This is a genomic window from Sutterella sp. AM11-39, assembly GCF_003472385.1.
Classification (GTDB): Bacteria; Pseudomonadota; Gammaproteobacteria; order Burkholderiales; family Burkholderiaceae_F; genus Duodenibacillus; species Duodenibacillus intestinigallinarum.
On sequence record NZ_QRLV01000005.1, the window covers coordinates 11980 to 29035 of the forward strand.

The following is a 17056-nucleotide window of genomic DNA, read 5'->3' on the forward strand; positions in this document are numbered from 1 at the left end:
AGAGAACTCAGAAATGACCTTCCGCAAATCGCTTCTCGCCTGCGCCATCTCGGCCGCAGTCGCAGCCATTTCCGTCAACGCCTTTGCTTGCTCCACCGTGATCGTCGGCAAGTCCGTCTCCGCAACGGGCCACATCATCGTCGGACACAACGAAGACAACGGCGGTCGCATTTTCAATCCTCAGTACTATGTACCGCCTGCCAAGCACAAAGCCGGCGAAATGATCACGTACGAACCCACGGCCGCCAAGATTCCTCAGGTTCCCGAAACGCTGGGCTTTTATTGGTCTCAGACGCTCGACCCCAACGGCTCGTCCTTCTCCGACGGCTTTGTCAATGACGCCGGCGTCGTCATCGTTTCCAACGCCTGCACCGGCATCTACGACAACGATCAGAAACTTAAGGACGGCGGCATCGGCTACGGCATACGCCGTCTGATGGCCGAACGCGCTCACACCGCTAAGGAAGCCATCGACATCGCCATCAAGCTGCTCGGCGAATACGGCTACTTCTCCGAAGGCCGCACTTACACGGTGGCCGATAAGAACGAAGCCTGGCAGATCGCCATTCACAAAGGCAACACCTGGGTGGCACGCCGCGTTCAGGACAATGAAATCGTCTACATCCCGAACAACTTCATGATCGGCAAAGTGGACGCCACCGACACAAAGAACGTGATCGTCGCCCCGGGCCTCATCGAGCGCTCGATTCAGAACGGCCGCTACAAGCCCGCCAAAGCCGGCGTCTACAACGACTTCAACTATCGTCTGGCCGTTCAGCCGCCGGAAAGACGCGCCGCCGAATACAACCGCAGCCGCAACGAACTGGCCTGGAACTACATCACCGGCAAGAAGATCACCGATCCGGAACAGTTCCCGTACAGCGTCACGCCTGATCGCAAATTCAGCGTCGATGACGTCAAAGCCATTTTGCGACTGCATGAACCGACCATCGGCGACGATCCGGGCTGGTACCACCACAACGGCTTCGGCACGTGCCGTCCGACTTCTCACGAATCGGTCGTCTTCGAGCTCGATCCGGATCCCGAATTCATCACGGCCTTCCGCGCCTATGCTCGTCCGTGCGAAACGCCTTACGTGCCGGGATATCCGCTTGCCAAACCGGCAGCCAACGCCAACTTCATGACCTGGCAGGAAGCTACCGCCGAGCAGTTCAACGCTCAGGACAAGCGCTTTAGCTACCACGCTGAATTCGCATCCACTCCGTTTATCAATCACGCCAACGTGCTTGAGTATCAGTGGGGCGATCAGATGCCCACGCGGGACATGATCAAGACGCTCGAAGACGGCTGGATGGGCGATCGCGCTGCCGTTCATGCCCAAGCCAAGGCTGCCATGAAGGTTTCCAAGCAGAAAGCGCTTGACATCCTGCACAACTTCAACGTTCAGAAGATGCAGGAAGCCCAGGGTGCCGTTGATCGCAACCTTGCTTCGATTGCACCGCACAAGATTGTCGTTCTTGCCAAAGAATTGGATCCCAAGAGCGACGCTAACGTCAAGATTGCGCTTCTGTCCGATACGCTCCTGGACGCCACCACGATCGACAAGGACAAGACCTTTGCCGGTCCGAGCCGCGCTTCCACGGTTGCCGCCGTTGTCATGAGCAATCTTGCCAAGCCGAAGGCTTTTGAAAAGAAAGACGTCAACGGCGACGGCAAGACCGATCTGGTGATCAGCTTCTCGCAGAAAGATCTGACCAAGTACATGATGGCCGGCGCCGTCTGGGATACGTATCTGTATACCTACACGAGCGGCAAGCGCATCTGCGCATTTGACACCGTTCCGGTCAAGGGACAGACCAACAAGAAGTACTCCAACGCCGAACGCGGTCACGACCGTTAATCGGCTGCCTCGGTCCCGTCTCCGACGGGCCCTCCTTAAAAAAACTCCCCGGCGAAATTTCCGTCGGGGAGTTTCTTTTGGCGCTTTCAGTGCCGGCTTATCGCTTCAGGAGATTGAGCACGCGCTTGATGTGGCTTTGCGAATCCATCGCAACGGCCCCCGCCTCACGCTTGATCTTCTTGTAGCTGCCATCGCTTAAGAGCTCCCACGCATGCGTGTTATCGGCAAGCTGCGGATTGACGATCTGCTTCAAGATGTTGTCCATGAGCTTTTTGTCGAGCACCGGTGTGAGCACTTCGATGCGGCCGTTCAAGTTGCGCGTCATCATGTCGGCGCTGCCCACGTACATGACAGGTTCGCCGCCGTGCTCAAAGTAGTAGATGCGTGCGTGTTCGAGCAATTCGCCCACAATCGAGTGCACGCTGATCGTCTCGGACACGTTCTTGATGCCGGGGCGCAGCGAGCAGATGCCGCGCACCACGCATTCGATCTTGACGCCGGCGCGGCTTGCTTCATAGAGCTCGCGCACGATGCCCTGGTCCACGAGCTGGTTGCACTTCATGATGATGCGGCCGCCGCCCTTGGCACGATGAATTTCCGCCTCTTCCCGAATCAGGCGCGTAATGTTGGCGCGCAGATGATTGGGCGAAACGAAGATACGGCGGTAATTGTCGATCACGCCGAAACCAGTCATCACGTTAAAGAGATCCTGCACATCGCTGCAGATATCATCGCGTGCAGTAAAGAGCCCCAGGTCGGTGTAGATCTTTGCCGAAGACGCGTTGTAGTTGCCCGTGCCGATATGCGCATAGCGGCGCATGCCCTTGGACTCACGGCGCACAACCAAGCAGAGCTTGGCGTGAATCTTCAAACCGGCAAAGCCGTAGACAACATTGACGCCCGCGCGTTCAAGCTCTTCGGCCCAGTTGATGTTCTGCTCTTCGTCAAAGCGCGCCTTGAGTTCGACCACAGCCGTCACCTGCTTGCCGCGGCGGCGTGCTTCCAGCAACGCACGCACGACGGGCGAATCGCTGCCGCAGCGATACAGCGTCTGCTTGATGGCAACGACGTCCGGATCCACGGCCGCCTGACGCAGGAAGCGCAGCACGCAGCCGAAGCTGTCGTACGGGTGAAACACCATCAGATCGCGTTCGCGGATTTCGGCAAAGAGATCTTCTTCCGGATCAAAAGGCTTGGGCGTGTTGGCACGGAAAGGCGGGTACTTCAGCGCGGGCTTGTCGATCTTCATCAAGCGCATGAAGTCGTTGAAGGCAAGCGGCATCTTCAGGCGCACCACCTGAGACGGATGCACGTCCAGATGACTGATCAGGAAGTCCTGAAGCGCAAGCGGCATGCCGCGGGCCAGTTCCACACGCACGATGGAGCCGAAGCGGCGCTGTTCGACATAGTCGCGCACGGCCGCGAGCAGATCGTCGGCTTCGTCTTCTTCAATTTCGCCATCCGTGTTGCGGGTGACACGGAACATGCCGTAGTTCTTCACCTTGTAGCCGGGAAAGAGCATGCCCATGCGGTTGGCAACGAGATCCTCCATCATGAGGATGTCGCCGTCGCCGGAAGCAAAGTCAATCGTCTCTTCGCCCGTCAGATCCTTGGGCACGAAAAGGAAGCGCGGCACGTTGTTCGGGTTCTTGAGACGCGCAAAGTAGGACTTCTCGTCACTTGGGTCAGTGCTTCGGAGTTCAATCACGAAGTTGATGCTGCGGCTCGAAATCATCGGGAAGGGACGTCCGGCGTCCACTCCCTGAGGCGTCAAGACCGGCAGAATTTCGGTCTCGAAGTACTTGTCGACCATCTGCCGACGCACGCCCGTGAGTTCGTCGTACGTGATGAAATGCACGTCCTTCTTTTCAAGAGCGGGCTTGAGATCCTTGAGCCACAGTTCTTCGGCTTCATCCAGAAGTTCGCCCACGCGGCGGCGGATTTCCACGAGCTGCTTGGCGGGCGGCATCTTATCGGGCCCCGTCGGCAGCACGTTGCTGCGCGCCTGACGCTGCAGGTTCATCACGCGCACCATGTAGAACTCGTCAAGATTATTGAAGAAGATCGCCAGGAACTTGACGCGATCCAGGAGCGGCACCTTGCGGTCTTCGGCCGTCTCAAGCACCTTGCGATCGAATTCGATCCAGCTGATTTCGCGATTGGTGTACAGAGACGGGGAATCCAGGTTGACCGCGGCCGGCGCCTTCTCTTCCTTGACGGCCTTGGTCGTCTTTTTCGCGGCGCTTGTCGTCTTCTTGGCCGCCGTCTTGCGGCTGCTCTTGACGGGGGCGGTCTTTACCGCTGCCGCCTTTATCTCTTGTTTCTGGTCAGGAGTCGGAACTTCCGGCTGCTTCGCTTGTTGTTGAATCTTTTCTGCGTCGCTTTCAGTCACTTTTTCTCTCCCTCATGGCTAGTGTAAATACGAACGTGACGTCGTATTTTGTGGCGCTAATTTTTCGATTTTATTACAAGCCTTTTGCCCGCGATCGCGCCGATCTTCGATCTGTCGGTCACTCAAGCGTTTTCCCCTGTTTTTTCCGCATCGTTCCCACGCTTGCGGTTTGATGTTTCACATGGAACGTTTTGTCGTATAAGACAAAATTTGACGGGCGAACCGGACAGCTTTCGCGTTATTATTGGGCAACTTCATTTTTACCGCCGGTGCGGGGTGTTTTTGCGTCCAAGAAAAGGCGCCGCCGCACGGACGTTTGACACGAAAGTAACCAACGATGCGAATCCTTCTGGTTGAAGACGATCAAATGATCGGCGAAGGTGTCGTCGACGGGCTCAAAGCCGAAGGCTATGCCGTCGACTGGGTGCAGGACGGCAATTCCGCTCTGATCGCACTGCGCACCACTCCGTTTTCTCTTGTCATTCTGGATTTAGGCCTTCCCGGCAAAGACGGCATCAGCGTGCTGCAGGAAGTGCGCTCGCGCCGCATCCACACGCCGGTGCTGGTGACGACGGCCCGAGATACCGTGTCCGACCGCGTCAAGGGTCTTGACGCCGGTGCGGACGACTACCTCATCAAGCCGTTTGACCTTGATGAGCTCTCCGCACGCATTCGCGCGTTGCTGCGCCGTTCGGCGGGCCGAAGTGAGCCCACGATCGAACGCGGCAAACTTCTCATCAAGCCCGAAACCCGCGAAGTGTTCTACAACGGCGAACCGGTGCTGCTCTCGTCCAAGGAATACGCCCTTCTCGTTGCCCTGGCCGATCGTGCGGGCGTCGTGCTCTCCCGCGGTCAGCTCGAAGAAAAGCTCTACGACTGGGATTCGGCAGTGGGCTCCAACACGATCGAAGTGCACATCCACCACCTGCGCAAGAAGCTTTCGGACAGCGCCATCAAAACCGTGCGCGGCGTGGGCTACCTGCTTGAGACCTAGTTTCGCATGGCCGCCAGCATTCGCAGCCGAATCGTGTTCACGCTCGTTTCGGCGCTCATTGTCGCGGGACTTGTGGCCTCTTGGGCCACCTATCACTCCACGCGCTCGGAATTATCGGGACTCTTTGACGAACAGCTCCGGCACACCGCGCTCGAGCTGATTGAGCGCGGTGACAACGACATCAAACATACGATTCTTGTCGGACAGTCACCCGAGATGCGCTTTCTGGTGCAGATTTATGACGCCTCCACCAACCGCGTCTACCTGTCGCGCCGCACGGATGCGTTGCCTTTGGCCGAAAGCGTGGGTTTTAGCGACATCAAGGACGAGGCCGGCACCGAATGGCGACAGTTCACCGCCACAGTCGGCACCAAAATTGTGCAGGTGGCGCAGCCCATGGACGTACGCGACCGTCTGGCCGTTTCTTCAGCCATGAACATCGTTCAGCCGATGTTCATTTTGATTCCCTTTTTGGCGATTGCCATCTGGTTTGTGATCGTGCAGGCGCTTCAGCCATTAAACCGCACGGCACGTGCCGTGGCCAAACGCTCGCCCTCGAGCATGACGCCGATCGACACCGAAGGGTTGCCCTACGAATTAAAGAGCCTCGTTGATGCCATCAATTCGCTGATGAGACGCTTAGGCGATTCGTTAAGCGCCCAGCAGCGTTTTGCGTCTGACGCCGCTCACGAACTGCGCACGCCTCTGGCGGCCATCAAGCTTCAGGCGCAGCTTTTGTCCCGCGCCAAGGATCCGGAAACGCGCGCCAAATACGCTTCGCGCCTGCAGGAAGGCGTAGCGCGCGCCACCCGCCTCGTGCAGCAGCTTCTTACCATCGCCCGACTTGATCCGGATGCCCACGACAAGCCCATGAGCGAATTCAATCTGGCGGCCGTGGCGCAAGCCTCGGTCGAAGAGCTCTCCGTGTCGGCCGAAGCCAAAGGCATCACGCTCACGCACAACTGCACCGACGTCACCATGCTCGGCATGAAGGACGCCATTGGGCTGATGATCACCAACCTTACGGACAACGCCATTCGTTATACCCCTGAAGGAGGACGCATTGAAGTCGCCGTGCGGGACGACGGCGATTGTCATGCCGTTATTACGGTGACCGACAACGGTCCGGGCATCGCTCCCGAAGAACGAACCCGCGTCTTCGAGCGCTTTTATCGCGCGCTCGGCACCAAAGTGTCCGGCACCGGTTTAGGGCTTGCCATTGTCAGCCGCATCGTGCAAATGCACAACGGCACCATTACGATCAACGACGGCTTTGTTCGTCCGCCGCACGACGGCGAGCCCGAAGGATTCGGCGCCCAGTTCTTGGTTCGCATTCCGCTGTGTCCGGCCGCCAATCAAGCAGCCAAACTGTGAACGATTCATGGTGCTGTGCGTGCCTTGTTACAAATTTAACCCGACGGCCACAGTTCCCCACATTCATCGACGCCTTTTTCCTTTATCGTTTGCCGCAACTTAACATACGAGTGCCGACAGAGCGCGTTGCATAGCCCTTGGATAGATTCGCGCGCCCGACATTCGATACCGGAGTAATAAAAGAAAATGTTCACCAAAACGCTCAAGCCTGCCGCAGTGATTACCGCTGCCGCCATTGCTTTTTCCGGCGCTCTTTTATCCGCGACGCCCGCCGTTGCCAGCGGCCTGGCCCCGCAGACAACCGTCGCCACGACCCAGCTGCCCGACTTTGTTCAGCTCGTTGAAAAATACGGCAAGGGCGTCGTGAACATTTCCACCGTGCGCGAAGCCCGCGTCGTTGAAGGCGCCGATCCGTTTGGCTTTGACGAACGCCACGCGGAAATCTTCCGCCGCTTTGGCTTTCCCTTCCCCTTTGGCGGCGGTCCCCGTCAGGAACCTGAACGCCGCGGCACGGGTTCGGGCTTCATCATCAGCGCCGACGGTCTGATTCTCACCAACCACCACGTTGTTGACGGCGCCGACGAAATCAAGGTGCGTCTGACCGACAACCGCGAATTCACGGGCAAGGTGCTCGGTTCTGACGCCAAAACCGACATTGCCGTCGTCAAGATCGACGCCAAGGATCTGCCCTACCTCACGATGGGCAACAGCGATGAACTCAAGGTCGGTGAATGGGTGGCCGCCATCGGCAGTCCCTTCGGTCTGGACAACACGGTCACTTCCGGCATTGTGTCCGCCAAGAGCCGCAAGCTGCCGAGCGATCAGTACGTTCCCTTCATCCAGACCGACGTGGCCGTCAATCCGGGCAACTCCGGCGGTCCGCTCTTTAACATGAAGGGTGAAGTCGTGGGCATCAACTCCCAGATCTTCTCTACCTCCGGCGGTTTCATGGGCCTGTCGTTTGCCATTCCGAGCAACCTGGCCATGCAGATCAAGGATCAACTCGTGAAAAACGGCAAGGTCACACGCGGCCGTATCGGCGTGGTGATCCAGAGCGTCACGCAGGATCTTGCGGAAAGTTTCGGCATGAAGACGCCCAAGGGCGCTATCGTGAGCCAGGTTGAAAAAGACGGTCCTGCTGCAAAAGCCGGTCTGCAGGAAGGTGACATCATTACGGCCGTTAACGGCAGGGCCATTGACGACAGCGTCGACATGCCGGTCATCATCGGCAGTATGGCACCGGGCTCGATCGCCAAACTTTCCATCATTCGCAACAACAAGGACATGACGCTTGACGTCAAAGTTGAGGAAGCTCCCAACGAGAGCGCTTCATCGAACGCTTCCAAGACTGCTGCCGCCAATAAGCTCGGCGTAACAGTGCGTCCTCTCAACGATGAGGAAAAAGCCAAGGCCGAAACCGAAGGTCTGCTCGTCACCGAATCGACGGGCGCCGCCCGCAAGGCCGGCATCCGTGAAGGCGACATCATCGTCAACGTCAACGGCGTTAAGATCAAGAAGACCGACGACCTGGCGCGTGTTCTCGAAAAGAACAAGAACCTGCGTGTGTTGGTGCAGCGCCGCGACGGCCGCATCTTCATTCCGGTTCGTCTGAAGTAATAATCTTCTCCTAGTGATTTCGCAAAACGGCAGCGTCTCCTCGCTGCCGTTTGCGTTTCAATCCATGCTTATTCGCCCGTTTCTGCCTGCCGACGCCGAGCCCGCGCTCGCGCTTTTCCGCCACACCGTCAAAACCGTCAACCGCCGCGACTATTCCGAAGAAGAAGTCGCCGCCTGGCTGCGCGAAGAAGACGTAACGCCCGCCATGTGGCTCGACTCCTTCACCGGCAAAGCCGCGTTTGTGGCCATTGACGACAACGGATCGCTTACGGGTTTTGTCGACTGCAAACCTCAAACCGGCCTTATCGACCGCCTTTTTGTCGCAGCTCACCGGCAAGGAGAAGGCATCGGGTCCGCACTTCTCGCACAAGCGGAAGCCGCCATTGAGCGCCCCGTTTCCACGTTTACCGTCTACGCCTCTCTGACCGCGCGGGCCTTTTTCGAGCAAAGCGGCTATACCGTCGTCACGCCCAATCGGGTGACGCGCACGTACACGCATGAAGGCCGTTCACACACAATCGTCTTGCTGAACTTCAGGATGCAAAAAAGCCGCTGACAAAGCGGCGACCCTTTTGCGTGAAACAACTTTTTTCGTCAGAGACTACTTGGAAGTCGGATGTTCCTTTCCATAGTGCGTCTCATCGAGATGCTCGGCACGCTCGTGCATGTCGGCAGTCACACCGATCGTTTCCGGATCATCGCGTACGTTATCTTCGGCATGCTTGATTTCTTTGGATACCGAAGACCCCAACGTCTTTTTCAGAGCGTCGTTATCGACTTCCTTCAACCAGTGACCGACCACGATGCAGGCAATACCGTTGCCGATCATGTTGGTGATGGCGCGCGCCTCCGACATGAAGCGGTCGATGCCGAGAATCAGAGCAAGACCGGCCACCGGCACGTGGCCCACGGCAGAGAGCGTGGCTGCCAGCACGATAAATCCCGAGCCGGTGACACCTGCGGCGCCCTTGCTGGTGAGCAACAGCACAGCCAGAAGTGTGAGCTGCTGCACAAGCGTCATCTGCACGTCGCAGGCCTGCGCAATAAAGACGGCGGCCATCGTCAGATAGATCGCCGTGCCGTCCAGGTTAAAGGAGTAGCCCGTCGGAATCACCAGACCAACCACCGACTTTGTCACGCCTGCCTTTTCCATCTTGTCCATCATGCGCGGCAAGACCGATTCCGAAGAACTTGTGCCGAGCACAATCAGGAGTTCTTCCTTGATGTACATGATGTAGTGCAAAATGGAAAAACCGTGCCAGCGGCAGATCAGGCCCAGCACCACAAAAATGAAGAGCAGGCAGGTGAGATAGAACGTCCCCATGAGTTCGGCAAGCGGAATGAGCGAGTCGAGCCCATATTTACCGATCGTAAAAGCCATGGCACCGAACGCGCCCAATGGCGCCACGCGCATGATCATGCCAACGATCTGGAAAAGAACTCGCGAAGATTTGTCGATGATTTCAAAAACAAGCGTATTGCGTCCGCCCATCTTGTGCAGCGCGAAACCGAAAAGCAGCGAGAAGAAGAGCACCTGCAGAATCTCACCCTCGGCAAAGGCGCCCACGACGGTCGAAGGAATGATGTGCAGCAGGAAATCCACCGTGCCCTGCATCTGGCCGGGCTTGGTATAGGCTTCAACCGACTTGCTGTCCAAGGAAGCCGGATCAACGTGCATGCCCACGCCGGGTTGCACAACGTTGACGATAAAAAGACCCACGATCAGAGCGATCGTCGAGACAATCTCAAAATAAAGCAAAGCGAGACCGCCCGTTTTGCCCACCTTTTTCATGTCTTCCATGCCGGCAATGCCGGTGACGACGGTACAGAAGATCACCGGAGCGATGATCATCTTGATCAACTTAATGAAGCCGTCACCAAAAGGCTTCATCATTTCGCCGATATGCGGAGCGAAATGACCGAGCAAAACGCCGATCAGAATCGCGCAAATCACCTGAAAGTACAGCACCTTGTAGATCGGCGTCTTTTTATTTGCGGTTGTCTCAGTCATAGGTATGAGATTTTTCCGTGTTAAATCAGTCGAATAGCTTTGGGCACACCAATGGTGCACGCAAAGCCCGCAAGGGTTGATTTTCTCAGCAGCATCGGTTTCCGGCACACCGGCACAGAGAAAAGCACCGATATTTTTGAGATACCGGTGCTTTTCATCAAAGAAACCAAGCAGTTTCTCTCAGAAGAGAGCCATCAGCGTGCAGTTTAGCGAATCAGCGGATAACGGTTTTCACAATGGCGTTGATCATGCGTTCGATATCGAGTTCCGGATGCGCAATCAAACGAAACGCCATGCCGTCCACAAGAGCCATATCCATTTCCTCCATCACCTCGATTTCTTCATCGGAAACTTCCGCTGAAGACCGGCTGCGGTGCATTTTCTTGATCAACTCCCGAACCTGGGCATCCGAACGTTTGACGATCTCACCCATGGAGCTGTTTCTGGCCGCCTCTTCGAGGATCTCAATTTTGACACGAGCGCGCTGTACTGCCAACTGTTTGCGCAGAGACTCGCGAAACTGTCGCCTCTGCTCCTCCAGCGAAACGCGGCCGTTGACAATTTCATCGATTTCGCGAGCAAGGCGAGCAACTTCCCGCTGTGCAAATTCGTCAATGATGGCGTCTTTGTTCTCAAAGTAGTTGTAGAAGTTGCCCACGCTGATGCCGGCGCGTTTGGCAATCTCCTGCATCTTCGTAGCTTTGATGCCGCGCTCACGGAAACACGAAGCCGCGGCGGACAGAATCTGCTCGCGCAGATTGCCCGCCGCTCCTGACGTCAACACGGTCATTTCGCGTCCGCCGTCTGAGTCGTTTCGGCCGGTTCCTCAAGCTGCGAACCTCCGCCCAACACTTTGTAGAGCGTCACGAGACTGGCGGCACGCGACAGCTGTGCACTGATCACTGCCTGCTGCGCCGAGAAGTTCGAGCGCTGGCTGTCGAGCACTTCAAGATAGCTGTCTGCGCCGTTCTTGTAACGCTCTTCGCTCAAGCGAAGCGTTTCGGCCGTTGCAGCCGCCAACTGCTGCTGCGCCAAAAGTTCGTCGGCAACCGTGCCTTCGGTCGCCAGTGCATCGGCCACTTCCTGGAACGCCGTCTGAATGGCGAGTTCGTAGTCGGCAATCGACTTCTTCTGATAGGCCTCAGCCGCACGCAGATTGGCAATGTTCGCGCCGCCCGTGAAAATCGGCAGCGTGATATTGGGCACAAAGCTCCACGTATGCGTACCGCCGTTAAAGAGCTCGTTGAGTTCTCCCGAAATGGATCCGGCCGATCCCGTAAGCGTAATGCTCGGGAAGAACGCGGCGCGAGCCACACCGATATTGGCGTTGGCCGAACGCAAAACCGCTTCGGCCGACGCGATATCGGGACGAGCGAGCAACACTTCGCTCGGGATGTTGGATGCCACCGACACCTGCGGCTTGGTGATGTCCATCTTCAGACCTTCGGGCTCAAGCTCTGCCGGCACTTTGGTGCCCACAAGCGTCGCCAGTGCATTGCGGTACTGTGCGACCGAGCGGGAGGCCTGGACGGCGGCGGCCTTGGCCGTTGCCACCGTCTGCATGGCCTGCTGCACCTCAAGCATGCTCGAAGCGCCGAGCTCGTAGCTCTGCTGGATTAACTTCAGACTCTCGGACTGGCTGTCGTATGTCTCCTGTGCGAGCTTGAGCAAATCCTTGCTGGCGCCAAGCGACAACCAGGTCTGAGCGATTTCGGTGATCACCGTCATCTGCGCCGTGCGCTGAGCCGCCTGCGTCTGGAAGTAGGCCTGCAGCGCCTGTTCGTTCAGATTGCGGATGCGTCCGAACAAATCAAGCTCGTAGGATGCCATCGCAGCACTGGCCGAGTAGGTGTGCGACGTGACATCAACCCCCGTACTGGTCGTTGAAGCAGGCGTACGGCCGGCCGTCTCTTCGGCCTGCACCGCCACCGACGGCAACAGATCCGCACGGCTTACGTTGTACTGTGCGCGAGCCTGCTCAACCGAATAGAACGCCGAACGCAGACTGCGGTTGTTTTGCAGACCAAGTTCAATGAGCTTGGTGAGACGTTCATCGGTAAAGAAGTCACTCCACTTCTGCAGCCCTTCTGTCAGAAGCGCCGCGTTTTTCGTTGCCTCATCCTGCGGCCAAACCTGCTCGACGGGAGCCTCGGGACGCTCGTACTCGGGAGCCAAGGAAATGCAGCCCGAAAGCAGCAAGGCCGAAGCCAGAGGCAAAAGACATAAGGTTTTACGCATTTGTTTCCTCATTTTTTATTCCTGAGACTCCACGGCCTTCGGTTCGGCGGCGACAACCGGTTGGGATTTCTTTCCCGAGAAAATACGGGTCACCAACACGAAGAACGCAGGCACAAAGAAGATGCATAGGAACGTTCCCGTGATCATACCGCCCAAAACAGCCACACCAATGGCCGACTGTGCTCCGGCGCCGGCGCCCGAGGCCATGGCCAGAGGCAACACGCCCAGACCGAAAGCCAGAGACGTCATCAAAATCGGGCGAAGACGCAACCGGACAGCCTCAACCACGGAAGCAAGCAATTCCTGCCCCTGATCATGCAGATCGCGGGCAAATTCCACAATCAGAATGGCGTTCTTGGACACCAAACCGACCGTCGTCAACAAGCCCACTTGGAAGTACACGTCGTTTTCCTTGCCGCAAATCCAGGTCAAGCCCAGAGCGCCGACAACGCCGGTGGGCACCACCAGAATCACGGCAATCGGAATCGTCCAGGATTCGTACAGGGCCGCCAGAGCCAGGAACACCACAAGCACCGAAAGGGCATACAAGGGAGCGGCATTGCTGCCGGCAACACGTTCCTGATACGACACGCCGTTCCATTCGATGGAGTAGCCGTGCGGCATTTGCTGCAGAATCTCTTCGATGGCCTGCATGGCTTCACCGGAAGAAACGCCGGGAGCCGGACTGCCTTGAATATTGACGGCGTCAATGGCGTTAAAGCGATCCAGACGCGGAGAACCCGATGTCCAGCTCGTCGTCACAAACGACGAGAAGGGAACCATCTGCCCGCTGATCGAGCTCTTGACATGCCACTTGGCAAGGTCGGCCTCTTCACCGCGAGAATCCGGAATACCCTGCACGTACACCTTCTTCAGGCGTCCCTGATCCATAAAGTCATTGACATAGGACGAACCGAAGGCGGCATTAAGCGTCGTATTGATTTGCGATTCAGACACCCCCAGCGTACGGGCCTTTTCGTAGTCCACATTCAGCTGAACCATCGGCGCGTCGGGCATGCCGTTATGGAGAACCTGACGCAGACGCGGGTCTGCGTTGGCCTTGGCAAGGAACTCGTTCATGACCTGCATCAGGCGATCATGCCCCTGACCGGAGCGATCCTGCAGGAAGAAGTCAAAACCGTCGGCCACGCCCAGTTCCGGAACGGCAGGCAACTGGAACACATACCCCTGCGCGTCCTTGAAGGCCGGCGAAAAGAGCGTACCGAGAGAGCGCATCATCACGGCATTGGCCGAGGACGATTCATCCTTGCGCTCAGACCAGTCCTTGAGCTTAATAAAGCCCATGGAGTTGTTCTGACCCGTACCGGCAAAGGAGTAGCCGCGCACAGTAAACACGTGTTCGACGTCCTTTTTCTCTGCCTCGCGAATGACTCTCTGGAAGCGGTCCACCACAACGTCCGTACGCTCGGCCGTTGCGGAAGCCGGCGTCTGCAGCATCATCAGCAGCACGCCCTGGTCTTCGCCCGGCATGAAGGCGCTCGGAATCTTCATAAAGCCCAGCACCACAGCGCCGATCAAGACGGCGTAGAGCACCAGCAGGCGAGAAATGCGACGGACAAACATGCGCACCGATGCACGCACACCGCTTGTCAGCGCGTCAAAAGCCTGATTGAACTTGCCGAAGAACCCGGTCGTCGCCTTTTCGTGACCCGGCTCAATCTGCTTGAGAATGGAGGCGCAAAGAGCCGGAATCAGCGTCAAAGCCACCACCACCGAAAGCGCCATGGCCGAAACAATCGTCACGGAGAACTGGCGATAGATCACGCCCGTGGATCCGCCGAAGAAGGCCATCGGCACGAACACGGCCGACAGCACCATGGCGATACCGATCAGAGCGCCGGTGATCTGCTGCATGGATTCGACCGTAGCTGTTTTCGGATCACATCGTCGCTCCATCATCACACGCTCGACGTTTTCCACCACCACAATGGCGTCGTCCACCAGCAAGCCGATGGCAAGCACCAAGGCAAACATCGTGAGCATGTTGATTGAGTAGCCCATGAGCGCCAGGACGGCGAACGTACCCAAAAGCACCACCGGCACGGAAATCGTCGGAATGATCGTTGCACGCCAGTTCTGCAGGAACAAGAACATCACGCAGACCACCAGCACGATGGCTTCCAACAGAGTCTTGACCACTTCATGCATGGCAGCGCGCACGAACGGCGTCGTGTCAAACGGAATCACCGCTTCCACGCCTTCCGGGAAGAAGGGACGCAGTTCGTCAAGCTTTGCCTGAACGCGGGCAGCCGTTGCCAGAGCGTTGGCGCCGGAACTCAAGCTGATGGCCACACCCGAAGAAGGCTGACCGTCGTATCGGCCTTGGAAGGTATAGGTTTCCTGACCAAGGGAAACTTCACCGATATCCTTGATGCGAACGACGGAACCGTCGGGCAGCGTCTTCAAAGCGATCTGCTCGAATTGTTCGGGCGTAGTCAGCAAGGAACTTGCTCGAATCGTAGCCGTGATCATGCGCTTGCCGTTGGTGGGCTGACCGGCAATATCACCGGAGGCCACCTGCACGTTTTGCGTGCTGATGGCACTCATCACGTCGGAAACTTCGAGACCGTATTTGACCAGAAGCGCGGGATCCATCCAGATGCGCATTGCATAGGAGGCACCGAACACCGTCACTTCGCCGACACCCTCCAGACGGGCAAGCGGCTCTTCGATGTTGTTCGTCAAAAAGTCACCCAGGTCACCCGAGGTGAGCTTTCCCGACGTGTCGATAAAACCGACCACCTGCAGGAATGATGCCGAGCTCTTTTGCACCTGAACGCCCAGCTGTCGGACGGTATCCGGCAACGTCGGCTCGGCCATCGACAGCTTGTTTTGCACCTGCACCTGAGCAATATCGGGGTCTGTGCCGGCCACGAAGGTGAGCGTAATCGTCATACGGCCCGTCGAGTCGGAGTTTGAGCTCATGTAGATCAAACCGTCCAAACCCGTCATGTTCTGCTCAATCACCTGCGTGACGGTACGTGACATGGTCTCGGCCGAAGCGCCCGGGTAGGTTGCCGTGACGCGAACCTGAGGCGGCGCAATATTAGGATACTGAGATACCGGCAAGTTAAAAATTGCCAGTACGCCCGCAAGCATGATGGTGATAGCGATCACCCAAGCAAAAATCGGACGATTTACAAAGAAACGACTAAGCATGCTCTGTCATCCTCTGTCGATTATTTCGCGGCTTGGGCCGGAGCGGCTGCAGGCTTTTCACCCGCCAAGGTGTACTGCACGAGGGCACCCGGACGAACGCGCTGCAGACCTTCCACAATGACCTTGTCGCCATTTTTGAGGCCTTTATTGATGATCCAGTTGGTGCCTTCGGTTCCGCCGATCACCACATCGCGGCTTTCCACTTTGTTTTCGGCATTGACCACATAAACGTACGGATCGCCTGTCGTGCGGCGCATGGTGGCGCGCTGATCAATCTTGATCACATTCTCACGCACGCCGTCGACCAGACGTGCGCGCACGAACATTCCCGGCAACAGATCTCCGTCGGGATTGTCAAACACAGCACGCACGCGCACCGTGCCGGTGCTTTCATCGACAAGAGCGTCTTTGAAAGTAAGACGACCCAAGTGCTTGTAGGTTTTGTCGCCGTCCAAGATCAGCTGAACATCGGCCGACCCGTCCTTATTGACTTTGAGCTGGCCTTTGGCAGCCTGTTCACGCAGTCGGGAAAGCTCATCAAAGGACTGCGTCACGTCCACATAGATGGGATCGAGCTGCTGCACAACCGTCAGGCGGCTGGTCTGATTGGCCGTCACCAATGCGCCCGGCGTGACTTCAGACAAAGAGACACGTCCGGTAATCGGGCTTCTGACTTCCGTGTAGTCCAGATTGATTTGAGCGGTCGCAAGCGCTGCCTTTGCAGCCTCCACATTGGCAATGGCCACCTTGTAAGCCGCCTGAGCCTGATCGTCGGCCGAACGACTCACGGCATTGATCTTCACAAGTTCGGCGGAGCGCTTGGCATCGGCCTTGGTCGAAGCCAGGTTAGCGCGGGCCTGAAGCAAAGAGGCTTTCGCTGAAGCAACCTGCGCCTTGTAGAGTGCCGGGTCAATGCGATAGAGCGACTGCCCTTCCTTGACCATTGCACCTTCTTCAAAAAGACGCTTCTGCAGAATGCCGCTGACCTGAGGGCGAACTTCGGCCGTCTGATAAGCCGTCGCGCGACCGGGCGCATCCGTACGGATGATTGCGTCGGAAAGTTCAACCTGTTGGACGACGACTTGAACGGCCTGAGGCGTAGCGGCAGCCTGCTGCTGATTTCCTCCCTTGTCAAGGCAGCCCGTGAGTGCGGTCGCGGCAAGTCCCGCAACTACCAGCACATGCGTCGTGCGAAATTTCAAAGTCATTATGAGACTCCGTTTAATGCTTTTTTGGAATTCTTCGAGGCCCCATCCGGACAGCAACGTCGCCTGCCGTTTTCATACGGTCCCAACACAAAATGGAACGAATAGCCCCAGGACTACGTTCCGTTTAGCTGAATAAAGGTTCAGCAACCAAGACTGAACGAGCGTTCAGAATTCTAGTCAG

Annotated in this window: 11 protein-coding genes; 5 read left to right on the plus strand and 6 right to left on the minus strand. The window is 57.3% G+C overall.

Annotation, left to right across the window (positions count from 1 at the left end):
* The first annotated feature begins 13 nt into the window (after nt 1-13).
* The gene (locus DW133_RS05530) at nt 14-1861 is read left to right on the plus strand and encodes a C69 family dipeptidase (RefSeq protein WP_158571125.1); all 1848 of its coding nucleotides are present in this window, start codon (nt 14-16) and stop codon (nt 1859-1861) included.
* 97 nt (nt 1862-1958) lie between these two features.
* Here the strand turns inward: DW133_RS05530 and ppk1 are convergent, their stop codons facing one another.
* Complete coding sequence (ppk1, locus tag DW133_RS05535) at nt 1959-4253, minus strand: polyphosphate kinase 1 (protein WP_118275657.1); 2295 nt, start codon at nt 4251-4253, stop codon at nt 1959-1961.
* A gap of 337 nt (nt 4254-4590) precedes the next feature.
* On the opposite strand from ppk1, the gene DW133_RS05540 reads away from it, so the two are divergent.
* From DW133_RS05540 to DW133_RS05555, 4 genes are all read left to right on the plus strand, one after another.
* On the plus strand, nt 4591-5247 hold the full coding sequence (locus DW133_RS05540) for a response regulator (protein WP_118275658.1): 657 nt from the start codon (nt 4591-4593) through the stop codon (nt 5245-5247).
* A gap of 6 nt (nt 5248-5253) precedes the next feature.
* On the plus strand, nt 5254-6621 hold the full coding sequence (locus DW133_RS05545; protein WP_118275659.1) for an ATP-binding protein: 1368 nt from the start codon (nt 5254-5256) through the stop codon (nt 6619-6621).
* Between the two features lie 186 nt (nt 6622-6807).
* Nucleotides 6808-8238, plus strand: coding sequence for a DegQ family serine endoprotease (locus DW133_RS05550; RefSeq protein WP_118275660.1), 1431 nt, complete (start codon nt 6808-6810; stop codon nt 8236-8238).
* Nucleotides 8239-8302: 64 nt separating this feature from the next.
* Nucleotides 8303-8794 carry a GNAT family N-acetyltransferase gene (locus tag DW133_RS05555; RefSeq protein ID WP_147408879.1) on the plus strand — a complete coding sequence of 164 codons (492 nt, stop codon included), beginning with the start codon at nt 8303-8305 and terminating at the stop codon, nt 8792-8794.
* A gap of 45 nt (nt 8795-8839) precedes the next feature.
* Here DW133_RS05555 and DW133_RS05560 read toward each other — a convergent pair whose 3' ends face one another.
* The 5 genes from DW133_RS05560 to DW133_RS05580 form a co-directional block, all read right to left on the minus strand.
* Complete coding sequence (locus DW133_RS05560; RefSeq protein ID WP_118275662.1) at nt 8840-10249, minus strand: dicarboxylate/amino acid:cation symporter; 1410 nt, start codon at nt 10247-10249, stop codon at nt 8840-8842.
* Between the two features lie 214 nt (nt 10250-10463).
* A complete protein-coding gene (locus tag DW133_RS05565) occupies nt 10464-11039 on the minus strand; it encodes a TetR/AcrR family transcriptional regulator (protein ID WP_118275663.1) in 576 nt (191 codons plus the stop codon).
* A complete protein-coding gene (locus DW133_RS05570) occupies nt 11036-12487 on the minus strand; it encodes an efflux transporter outer membrane subunit (protein ID WP_118275664.1) in 1452 nt (483 codons plus the stop codon). The genes DW133_RS05565 and DW133_RS05570 overlap by 4 nt, the downstream gene beginning before the upstream one ends.
* 15 nt (nt 12488-12502) lie before the next feature.
* Nucleotides 12503-15667: an efflux RND transporter permease subunit gene (locus DW133_RS05575; protein WP_118275665.1), complete on the minus strand. Its 3165-nt coding sequence runs from the start codon at nt 15665-15667 to the stop codon at nt 12503-12505.
* A gap of 20 nt (nt 15668-15687) precedes the next feature.
* Entirely contained in the window at nt 15688-16875 is a 1188-nt protein-coding gene (locus tag DW133_RS05580; protein ID WP_118275666.1) for an efflux RND transporter periplasmic adaptor subunit, read from the minus strand.
* Nucleotides 16876-17056: the final 181 nt, after the last annotated feature.

What these genes read in the sequence shown, in the direction of transcription:
- DW133_RS05530 (WP_158571125.1), top strand. Translation starts at nt 14, where the DNA reads ATGACCTTCCGCAAATCGCTTCTCGCCTGCGCCATCTCGGCCGCAGTC.
- DW133_RS05540 (WP_118275658.1), top strand. Translation starts at nt 4,591, where the DNA reads ATGCGAATCCTTCTGGTTGAAGACGATCAAATGATCGGCGAAGGTGTC.
- DW133_RS05545 (WP_118275659.1), top strand. Translation starts at nt 5,254, where the DNA reads ATGGCCGCCAGCATTCGCAGCCGAATCGTGTTCACGCTCGTTTCGGCG.
- DW133_RS05550 (WP_118275660.1), top strand. Translation starts at nt 6,808, where the DNA reads ATGTTCACCAAAACGCTCAAGCCTGCCGCAGTGATTACCGCTGCCGCC.
- DW133_RS05555 (WP_147408879.1), top strand. Translation starts at nt 8,303, where the DNA reads ATGCTTATTCGCCCGTTTCTGCCTGCCGACGCCGAGCCCGCGCTCGCG.
- DW133_RS05560 (WP_118275662.1), bottom strand. Translation starts at nt 10,249, where the DNA reads ATGACTGAGACAACCGCAAATAAAAAGACGCCGATCTACAAGGTGCTG.
- DW133_RS05565 (WP_118275663.1), bottom strand. Translation starts at nt 11,039, where the DNA reads ATGACCGTGTTGACGTCAGGAGCGGCGGGCAATCTGCGCGAGCAGATT.
- DW133_RS05570 (WP_118275664.1), bottom strand. Translation starts at nt 12,487, where the DNA reads ATGCGTAAAACCTTATGTCTTTTGCCTCTGGCTTCGGCCTTGCTGCTT.
- DW133_RS05575 (WP_118275665.1), bottom strand. Translation starts at nt 15,667, where the DNA reads ATGCTTAGTCGTTTCTTTGTAAATCGTCCGATTTTTGCTTGGGTGATC.
- DW133_RS05580 (WP_118275666.1), bottom strand. Translation starts at nt 16,875, where the DNA reads ATGACTTTGAAATTTCGCACGACGCATGTGCTGGTAGTTGCGGGACTT.